This is a genomic window from Bacillus sp. FSL K6-0972 (assembly GCF_037976035.1).
In the GTDB taxonomy this organism is placed as follows: Bacteria; Bacillota; Bacilli; order Bacillales; family Bacillaceae; genus Bacillus; species Bacillus haynesii.
In genome coordinates this window covers 1-10,000 of the sequence record NZ_CP150260.1, presented here as the reverse complement: position 1 = coordinate 10,000, position 10,000 = coordinate 1, and the positions used below count along the sequence as shown (strand labels likewise).

Annotated in this window: 7 protein-coding genes and 1 rRNA gene (1 of these 8 cut by a window edge); all 8 read right to left on the bottom strand. The window is 45.0% G+C overall.

All coding sequences use genetic code 11. From position 1 onward, the window contains the following. A 16S ribosomal RNA gene (locus tag MKX80_RS00040) occupies nt 1-658 on the bottom strand (it extends 892 nt beyond the left edge of the window). 277 nt (nt 659-935) lie between these two features. After that, a complete protein-coding gene (gyrA, locus tag MKX80_RS00035) occupies nt 936-3,410 on the bottom strand; it encodes a DNA gyrase subunit A (protein WP_234112506.1) in 2,475 nt (824 codons plus the stop codon). A 190-nt stretch (nt 3,411-3,600) separates the two neighbouring features. Next, on the bottom strand, nt 3,601-5,514 hold the full coding sequence (gene gyrB, locus MKX80_RS00030; protein ID WP_154996125.1) for a DNA topoisomerase (ATP-hydrolyzing) subunit B: 1,914 nt from the start codon (nt 5,512-5,514) through the stop codon (nt 3,601-3,603). 59 nt (nt 5,515-5,573) lie between these two features. Continuing rightward, nucleotides 5,574-5,816: an extracellular matrix/biofilm biosynthesis regulator RemA family protein gene (locus MKX80_RS00025; RefSeq protein ID WP_154996119.1), complete on the bottom strand. Its 243-nt coding sequence runs from the start codon at nt 5,814-5,816 to the stop codon at nt 5,574-5,576. Nucleotides 5,817-5,833: 17 nt separating this feature from the next. Then, a complete protein-coding gene (gene recF, locus MKX80_RS00020) occupies nt 5,834-6,946 on the bottom strand; it encodes a DNA replication/repair protein RecF (protein ID WP_154996117.1) in 1,113 nt (370 codons plus the stop codon). A gap of 16 nt (nt 6,947-6,962) precedes the next feature. After that, nucleotides 6,963-7,178, bottom strand: a complete 216-nt coding sequence (gene yaaA, locus MKX80_RS00015) for a S4 domain-containing protein YaaA (RefSeq protein WP_003178084.1) — start codon at nt 7,176-7,178, stop codon at nt 6,963-6,965. Nucleotides 7,179-7,345: 167 nt separating this feature from the next. Beyond that, the gene (dnaN, locus tag MKX80_RS00010) at nt 7,346-8,482 is read right to left on the bottom strand and encodes a DNA polymerase III subunit beta (RefSeq protein WP_026580417.1); all 1,137 of its coding nucleotides are present in this window, start codon (nt 8,480-8,482) and stop codon (nt 7,346-7,348) included. Between the two features lie 177 nt (nt 8,483-8,659). Next, nucleotides 8,660-10,000 carry a chromosomal replication initiator protein DnaA gene (gene dnaA / locus MKX80_RS00005; protein WP_009330034.1) on the bottom strand — a complete coding sequence of 447 codons (1,341 nt, stop codon included), beginning with the start codon at nt 9,998-10,000 and terminating at the stop codon, nt 8,660-8,662.

Genomic DNA, 10,000 nt, shown 5'->3' with positions numbered 1-10,000 from the left:
TTCCCCAGTTTCCAATGACCCTCCCCGGTTGAGCCGGGGGCTTTCACATCAGACTTAAGAAACCGCCTGCGCGCGCTTTACGCCCAATAATTCCGGACAACGCTTGCCACCTACGTATTACCGCGGCTGCTGGCACGTAGTTAGCCGTGGCTTTCTGGTTAGGTACCGTCAAGGTACCGCCCTATTCGAACGGTACTTGTTCTTCCCTAACAACAGAGTTTTACGATCCGAAAACCTTCATCACTCACGCGGCGTTGCTCCGTCAGACTTTCGTCCATTGCGGAAGATTCCCTACTGCTGCCTCCCGTAGGAGTCTGGGCCGTGTCTCAGTCCCAGTGTGGCCGATCACCCTCTCAGGTCGGCTACGCATCGTTGCCTTGGTGAGCCGTTACCTCACCAACTAGCTAATGCGCCGCGGGTCCATCTGTAAGTGGTAGCTAAAAGCCACCTTTTATAATTGAACCATGCGGTTCAATCAAGCATCCGGTATTAGCCCCGGTTTCCCGGAGTTATCCCAGTCTTACAGGCAGGTTACCCACGTGTTACTCACCCGTCCGCCGCTGACCTAAGGGAGCAAGCTCCCGTCGGTCCGCTCGACTTGCATGTATTAGGCACGCCGCCAGCGTTCGTCCTGAGCCAGGATCAAACTCTCCATGAAGTTTGATAATGACTACGCACATTCACATGTGCGATTTATTTAATGAATTAACAGGTACGTTTTGTCTTGTTTAGTTTTCAAAGAACTTCGTTGCCGCTCTCAAAGCGACCACTTAAATATAACATTTATGAGACAAGCGGTCAATACTTTTTTTGAAAAAGTTTTTGTTGTTGCTTTTATAAGCGACCAAAAGAAATTATAGCACATTATGCTTCTGATGAAAAGATTATATTTGAAAGATTGAATAGAAAACATGCAGCCAAATGGCTGCATGTTTTTATGATTCGTCCGCTTCCTGTTCTTGTTCTTCTGTATCGTTCTCTTCATCTTTTTCAACTAAAGCGACAGTCGCGACATGCTCTTGTTCACCTAAGCGGATAAGGCGCACACCCTGAGTGACGCGGCCGGTCGTAGAAATATCTTTAATATCCATCCGAATGATCACGCCGCTTGCTGTGATGATCATTAAATCTTCTTCTCCTGTTGTTGCTTTCACTGTCACAAGAGATCCGTTATTTTCTGTAATTTTGCAGGTTTTCAGCCCTTTTCCTCCACGGCTTTGAACCCTGTATTCTGAAGCTGGCGTCAGTTTTCCGTAGCCCTTTTCAGTTACGATTAGCACGTGAGAATCCTCTTCCAAAATCTCCATGCCGACGACAACATCGTCATCTGTCAGAGTGATGCCCTTAACGCCGGCTGCTGTTCTTCCCATTTGCCTTACATCTGTTTCAGGGAAACGGATCAGCAAACCGTTCTTCGTGCCGATAATAATTTGTTTATTTCCATCCGTCAGGCGGACGGCCATCAATTCATCCTCATCGCGGAGGCTTAAGGCGATCAATCCGTTATTGCGAATATTCGCGAATTGGGAAAGCGGCGTGCGTTTTGATATTCCGTGTTTTGTCGTGAAGAACAAATAAGACTCGTCATCAAATTCGCTTACCGGAATAATCGCGTTGATCCATTCTCCTTTTTCCACTTCAAGCAGGTTAATAATCGGAATTCCCTTTGCTGTCCGTCCGAATTCAGGGATCTCATATCCTTTCGCACGGTACACCTTCCCTTTATTCGAGAAGAAGAGAATGGTGTCATGGGTGGATGTTGATATCAGGTGTTCAACGAAGTCGTCTTCATTTGTCCCCATGCCCTGAATGCCTTTTCCGCCCCGTTTTTGGCTGCGGTAAGTGGAAGAAGGCAGACGTTTGATATATCCGTTATGGGTTAAAGTCACAACGATATTCTCACGTGTGATGAGATCTTCATCCTCAATCGTCTCAAGGCCTGATGTCACGATTTCTGTACGGCGCTCATCATTAAAGCGCTCTTTGACTTCTATGAGCTCTTCCCGAATGATTTCAAGAACCTTCTCTTCGTCTGCTAAGATTGCTTTTAGCTCTGCAATCAGCTCAACAAGGCTTTGATATTCCTCTTCGATTTTTTCGCGTTCCAGCCCTGTTAAACGCTGAAGACGCATGTCCAAAATCGCCTGGGCCTGTTTTTCAGTCAAAGAAAACTTCTCAATCAATCCGTTTTTTGCGATTTCAGCCGTTTGTGAATTTCTAATTAGGGAAATAACTTCATCAAGGTGATCAAGGGCCACTCTCAAGCCCTCAAGAATATGGGCCCGCGCTTCCGCTTTGCGAAGCTCGAATGCCGTACGTCTTCTGATCACGACTTTTTGATGGTCAAGATAATGCTCCAGACACTGCTTCAAGCTCAATACTTTCGGCTGTCCGTCAACAAGCGCCAAAAGATTAATGCCGAATGATGTTTGAAGAGCGGTCTGCTTGTACAAGTTATTTAACAGTACATTAGCATTTGCGTCCCTTCTCAGTTCAATGACGATGCGCATACCGTTTCGGTCTGATTCATCGCGGAGATCCGTAATGCCGTCGATTTTCTTATCGCGCACCAGATCGGCGATCTTTTCGATCAGCCTTGCTTTATTCACCTGGTACGGTATTTCCGTAACAATGATTACCGGTTTGCCGGAAGATGTTTCTTCAATTTGTGCTTTGGCTCGAAGCGTAATGGAACCCCGGCCTGTTTCATAGGCTTTGCGGATACCACTTCTCCCCAAGATCAGCCCTGCAGTAGGGAAGTCAGGTCCAGGAATGATTTCCATCAATTCCGGAAGCGTGATATCAGGGTTCTTGCTGACCGCCAAGACCCCGTCAATGACTTCACCGAGCTGATGCGGCGGGATGTTTGTGGCCATACCTACAGCAATACCGGCCGCTCCATTGACAAGCAGGTTCGGAAATCTCGCGGGCATGACAACCGGCTCTTTTTCCGATCCGTCATAGTTGTCCTGGTAATCGATTGTGTCTTTATTGATGTCGCGCAGAATTTCCATTGATATTTTAGACATTCTCGCTTCTGTGTAACGCATGGCCGCAGCCGAGTCACCGTCGACAGAACCGAAGTTTCCGTGGCCTTGAACGAGCATGTACCGATAGTTAAAATCCTGCGCCATTCTGACCATCGCTTCGTAAACAGCAGAATCACCATGCGGGTGGTACTTACCGATAACTTCGCCGACAATACGCGCGGATTTCTTATACGGCTTATCACTTGTCATCCCAAGGTCGTTCATCGCATACAATATTCTTCTGTGCACCGGCTTCAGACCGTCTCTAACGTCCGGAAGAGCGCGGGAAACAATAACACTCATTGCGTAATCTAAAAAAGATGTGCGCATTTCCTGACTGATATTGACTTCCTGAACTTGGGGCTTATGTTGTTCACTCATTAAAAAACCTCCCTGGAGAATCTACATGAGTTGTGTGGGAGTAGATTTGTATTTATACTCTTCAACGAATTAGGCTATTCTCCATTATATCAATAATCTTGATTTTATACACATCAAATGACTAGAGCGCCAAAGGCTCATTCTAGAAAAGACCTTATTTCAATTAAGCGAAAATAAGGTCTTACAATCATTAAATATCTAAATTCTTTACATATCGGGCATTCTCTTCGATAAAGTTGCGGCGCGGCTCAACCTTGTCGCCCATCAGCATTTCAAAGGTTTCATCCGCATCGATCGCATCTTTGAGCGTTACTTGAAGCAATGTCCGAGTTTCAGGATCCATCGTCGTTTCCCAAAGCTGTGTCGCATTCATCTCACCCAAACCTTTATAGCGCTGCAGGCCTGGCTTAGGATTTTGCGGAAGCTCTTTTAAAATTTCTTCGAGCTGCTGGTCATTGTACGCATACTCAACGCGTTTCCCCTGCTGTATTTTGTAAAGAGGCGGCTGAGCGATGTAGACATATCCTTGTTCGATGATCTGCCTCATGTAGCGGTAGAAAAAGGTCAGCAGCAATGTTCTGATGTGTGCACCGTCGACGTCGGCATCCGTCATAATCACGACTTTGTGGTAGCGGGCTTTTTCAAGGTTGAAATCTTCCCCGATTCCGGTGCCAAGCGCGGTGATCATAGAACGAACCTCATTGTTGGACAAAATTTTGTCCAGACGGGCTTTTTCGACGTTCAAAATTTTCCCTCTTAAAGGCAAAATAGCTTGGAAGTGACGGTCACGGCCCTGTTTTGCCGATCCGCCCGCAGAGTCACCCTCAACAATGTAAAGCTCGGAAATCGTCGGATCTTTAGAAGAACAGTCAGCCAGTTTCCCCGGCAAATTTGACACTTCAAGGGCGCTTTTTCTGCGCGTCAATTCGCGCGCTTTCTTTGCGGCCATCCGTGCTCTGGCGGCCATAACCCCTTTTTCAACAATTTTTTTCGCTGAATCCGGGTTTTCAAGCAGAAACTTTTCGAGCGCTTCTGAAAACAGTGCATCTGTTATCGTACGCGCTTCTGAGTTGCCAAGCTTTGTTTTCGTCTGTCCTTCAAATTGAGGATCCGGGTGCTTGATTGAAATGATCGCTGTCAAACCTTCCCGGACGTCTTCCCCGCTTAAGTTCGGATCGCTTTCTTTGAAGACGCCGTTCCTTCTCGCGTAATCATTGATAACCCGCGTCAAACCGGTCTTAAAGCCGGCTTCATGCGTTCCGCCTTCATACGTATGAATGTTGTTGGCAAATGAATAAATGTTGCTGGTATAGCTGTCATTATATTGGAGCGCTACCTCGACCGTAATGCCGTCTTTGGATCCTTCAATGTAGACCGGCTCTTCATGAACAACTTCCCGCGAACGGTTCAAGTGTTCAACATAGCTTTTAATACCGCCTTCATAGCAGTATTCATTCTTGCGTTCTTTTCCATCTCGTTTGTCTTCGATCGTAATTTTGACGCCTTTTGTCAAGAAAGCGAGCTCTCGGACACGAGTCGCAAGCGTATCATAGTCGTATTCAGTCGTTTCCGTGAATATTTCCGGATCAGGCTTGAAGTGAGTTGTCGTTCCCGTCACTTCCGTATCTCCGATGACTTTCAAATCAGCTTTCGGAACGCCCCGTTCAAATTCCTGATAATGGACTTTTCCATCTCTGTAAACCGTTACATCGAGCTCGGTTGAAAGGGCGTTAACAACAGAAGCACCGACGCCGTGCAAACCGCCTGAAACTTTATATCCGCTTCCGTCAAATTTTCCTCCAGCGTGCAGGACAGTCATGATGACTTCCACAGCGGGACGGCCCATCTTTTCATGAATACCGACCGGAATTCCCCGTCCGTTGTCTTTTACAGTGATGCTGTTGTCTTTTTCAATTTCGACATTGATTTCAGTGCAGTAACCGGCTAATGCTTCATCGATGCTGTTATCGACAATTTCCCATACTAAATGGTGCAGACCTTTGCCGCTTGTCGACCCGATGTACATTCCGGGTCTTTTCCGCACGGCTTCCAATCCCTCTAGAACCTGTATCTGATTTTCATCGTAATTATTTTGCTGTTCCATTGCCACGCACATTCACCTACACTTTTCTTCAAACATAATAAATTTATAGTTAAGATTCTTTATGAATCGATTTCCGGCTTGGATTGCGCCCGTTTTTTCAACGTGCCTGAGGCTAAAGGAGAAAAATAAATTGATTGTAATGTGACAACAATTGACTTCGGCGTGCTGTTAGAAGAGACGATTTGCTGTCTTTGCTTGTTTAAAAACTCTTCAACAATCGGCGATGTCTTTGCCTTGTAATCAAAAATAGCCACAATTTCACGCGTTGAGACGACAAAATCGTCACCTAAGTGGATATACAATCCCTCACCCCATTTTTTCAGTCCGATAGTGTGCCATTTTCAACACGAAAGATTTCCGCTTCGTTTAAGGTTTTATGATCAATTCCATCAACGCTTGTCGTTGTTACGAATGTTTGAACACGGCCTTGAATGGTGTGGAGCAAGTGAGACTGCCGATAGTCGTCCAGCTCTGATAAAACATCATCCAAAAGCAGAATCGGGTATTCTCCTATCTCTTCCTGAATCAAATCGATTTCAGCCAATTTAAGCGACAATGCAGTCGTACGCTGCTGGCCCTGCGATCCGTAAGTCTGTACATCACGGCCATTGACGTAGAAAAGAACATCATCCCTATGGGGACCTGAAAGAGATACTCCCCGTTCTATTTCTTTATCTCTTAATTTAGAAAACGTTTCTTGATAACTATTGATCATTTTCGACAAATCGGGCGAATCTGATACGTGAAGAGACGTATGATACTTTAACGTCAGCTCTTCCAGACCTCTTGAAATTCCGGAATGAATAGGCTGAGCCCATTTTTCAAGCTGTTCGACAAACTGAAGCCGTTTCATCACAACCTTTGCCGCGAATTCCGTAAGCTGTTCCGTCAGCACGTCAAGCATCGTTTGATCGGTCTGCTTTCTCGTTTGAAGCTGCTTCAAGAAATGATTCCGTTGTGAAAGGATTTTTTGGTAAAGAGAAAGGTCATGAAGATAAACAGGTGATACTTGGCCGATTTCCATATCGAGAAACCTTCTTCTGACCTGAGGACTTCCTTTTACAAGATTTAAATCCTCCGGCGCGAACATAATCGTGTTGACAGCCCCGACATACTGGCTCAGCTTCTGCTGTTCAATATGATTCACTTTACCTTTTTTTCCTTTTTTGGAAATAACAAGCTGGATGGGAACGGAACCGTTTTTTTTAATGACCCTGCCTTCTATTTTAGCATAGTCTTCATCCCATCGTATGAGTTCTTTATCATTTGACGTCCGATGGGATTTCGCCATCGCAAGCACATAGATCGCTTCCATCAAATTCGTTTTTCCTTGAGCATTCTCTCCGATAATCACGTTCACTTTGTTCTCAAATTGAAGGTCAAGGCGCTCATAATTACGGTAAGATGATAATGTAAGATTTTGGATATACAATCAATACCACCTGCTTTTAGCCGACGACTTGAAAAGAACCGAATCCTTCAATCGTCACCACATCTCCGACATACAGTTTTCGTCCGCGGCGGTTATCCGGCTCGTCATTGACGAGTACTTCATATTCCGATAAAAACCATTTTGCCATTCCTCCGGACTGAATGACATCCGCCAATTTCAAAAACTGGCCGAGGGTAATCATCTCTGTATCAATAGCCACCGTCTTTGTCATTATATCGACCTCTTTCAATATCACTAATATCTAATTGTACTAAAAAACAGGGAAAGAAGGAAAGGGGAAACTTGCGGTATGAACAACCAAGGCAGGACGAGAGCGCTTTTCTCCCGAAAAAATAAGAGAAGCTGCCGGACCAGCCGGCAACTTTCTATTCCAACAAATTAATACGTCCGGACAGGAAGAATTAATTGGACGATCGAATCGTCATTCGGCGTACGGATCAGAAAAGGCCTCATAGCGCCTGTGAAGCTCACATGAATGTCCTCTCCTTCAAGAACTTTAAGGGCATCCAGCATATATTTCGGACTAAAGGATATCTTTAAGTCTTCCCCTTCAATCTGCTCGGCATTCACCGTTTCGACAACCTTTCCGATTTCCGGAGAGTTTGAAGAAATTTCGATCGACTCATTGGCGGCTGCGGAAAGTTTCACCACGTTGTTTCGTCCTTCTCTCGCCAAGAGCGAAGCCCTGTCGATCGCCTGAAGAAATTCCTTAGTATTGACGATCAGGTTCGTTTTGCTTTCCTGAGGAATCAGGCGGTTTGTATCCGGATAGTTTCCGTCAAGCAGCCTGGAGAAAAACAGCACGTTTTTTGTTTTAAACAGCACTTGTGTTTCGGTAATTACAATATCGACAAGCTCCTGGTGGTCATCAAGGATCTTGCTCAGCTCGGTTAAGCTTTTTCCTGGGATGACGACATTGTATGAACTGTCTTCGTTAATGTCGAGCTTAGCTTTTCTTAGTGCCAGACGGTGACTATCCGTCGCAGTGCATATTAATTCACCGCCCGCGACATTCCAGTTTACACCTGTCAAGATTGGGCGTGTTTCTGAGGTGGACACTGCAAAAACGGTTTGGCGAATCAGGTTTTTCAGCAGATCGGTCGGAATTTGAAAAGCGTGATGCTCTTCAATTTGCGGCAAAAGCGGATATTCGCTTGCATCTAAACCGTTTAAGTTAAACTCTGCTTTGCCGGAGCGGATGATCGTTAAGTATTGATTTTGAACCTCGATTTCCACCGTTGACATCGGGAGCTTTTTGACAATTTCACTGAAAAAACGGGCTTGAAGCACAATGCTGCCGGGCTGTTCAATTGTCACGATCTCTAAATCGCCGTCTTCTTTCGGGATAAACGATTCAATTGAAATATCGGAATCGCTGCCTGTCAGAGAGACACCTTCATCAGAGGCCACAATTTTAATACCGGTTAAGATCGGAATCGTCGTTCTTGAAGAAACGGCTTTTAACACATCTTGGACACCTTCGACTAGGCGGTCTTTTTGAATTGTAAACTTCATAATCATCCTCCTTGCGGGAATCTATTAATTATTATGTTTTATAAAAATAGCAGAAGTACTAGTAGGGGCTGTGGATTTGTGGATAAGTGTCAAAAACGAACGGAAACACAGCCTATCCACATGTGGACAGACTGTGTAAGACTATGTTCAAGTTATTCACACTTTCCCGCTCACCACTTATCTCAGCTGTTCTTTAATTTCTTTAATCTGCTGCTGGAGCTGTTCATCATCGCTCAGCAGTTTTGATATTTTCTCGTGCGCATGGATGACAGTCGTGTGGTCGCGTCCGCCAAACTCTTCGCCGATCTTCGGAAGAGAAGAATCTGTCATTTCTCTTGATAGATACATAGCGATCTGCCGCGGAAAAGCTACCGATTTTGTCCGTTTCTTCGCCTTGAAATCCTCCAGCTTGATATTGAACTGCTGGCCGACGATTCTTTGAATGTCTTTGATCGTAATGACTTTCGGCTTTGAAGACGGAATGATATCTTTCAAAGCTTCAGCAGCCAGATCGGCGTTGATGTCTTTATTGATCAAGGAAGAATATGCGACAACCCTGATTAATGCCCCTTCCAGCTCCCTGATATTGCTGTCGATCTGATTGGCAATATAAAGCATGACTTCATTCGGGATATCAAGTCCTTCTGCCTTTGCTTTCTTTCTTAAAATCGCAATTCTTGTTTCCAGATCAGGAGGCGTGATGTCTGTGATCAATCCCCATTCAAAACGGGAGCGCAAACGGTCTTCAAGCGTTGGAATCTCTTTAGGAGGCCGGTCGCTGGAAATGACGATCTGCTTTGTTTCTTCATGCAGCGTATTAAACGTATGGAAAAATTCCTCTTGCGTCTGTTCTTTTCCCGCTAAAAATTGAATATCATCTATCAAAAGAACGTCAACATTTCTATAGCGATTGCGAAAATCGACAGCTTTATTGTCACGGATCGAGTTAATGAACTCATTTGTAAATTTCTCAGATGACAAATAAACCACTTTTGCAGATGGATTGTGATCGATGACATAATGCCCGATCGCATGCATTAAGTGAGTCTTTCCAAGTCCGACTCCCCCATAAATAAACAGCGGATTGTAAGCTTTCGCCGGTGCTTCAGCCACTGCCAAAGATGCCGCGTGGGCGAATCGGTTTCCTGAACCGATAACGAACGTATCAAATGTATATTTGGGATTCAGCATGTTTTGCGGAAAATCAGCCGGTTCTTCTTTCGACATTTTTTTGATTGGAGACTTGGGCATAAAATCTTCTTCATTTTGATTCTGAGGAATGACAAATTTAATGCTCAATTCTTCTCCTGTCAGATCGTAGATCGTATCGGCGATCAGGTGCAGGTATCTTGATTCAAGCCAGTCTCTGGCGAACTCGTTCGGTGCGGTGATGATCAGCGTATCGCCCTGCAATGAATGGGCCTTTGTCGATTTCATCCATGTTTCAAAGCTGGGCTTGCTCAATTTTTTTTCGATCTGCCCCAAAGCTTGATTCCAAAGATCCGATATGTTTTTCAT

What these genes read in the sequence shown, in the direction of transcription:
- gyrA (WP_234112506.1), bottom strand. Translation starts at nt 3,410, where the DNA reads ATGAGTGAACAACATAAGCCCCAAGTTCAGGAAGTCAATATCAGTCAG.
- gyrB (WP_154996125.1), bottom strand. Translation starts at nt 5,514, where the DNA reads ATGGAACAGCAAAATAATTACGATGAAAATCAGATACAGGTTCTAGAG.
- yaaA (WP_003178084.1), bottom strand. Translation starts at nt 7,178, where the DNA reads ATGACAAAGACGGTGGCTATTGATACAGAGATGATTACCCTCGGCCAG.
- dnaN (WP_026580417.1), bottom strand. Translation starts at nt 8,482, where the DNA reads ATGAAGTTTACAATTCAAAAAGACCGCCTAGTCGAAGGTGTCCAAGAT.
- dnaA (WP_009330034.1), bottom strand. Translation starts at nt 10,000, where the DNA reads ATGAAAAACATATCGGATCTTTGGAATCAAGCTTTGGGGCAGATCGAA.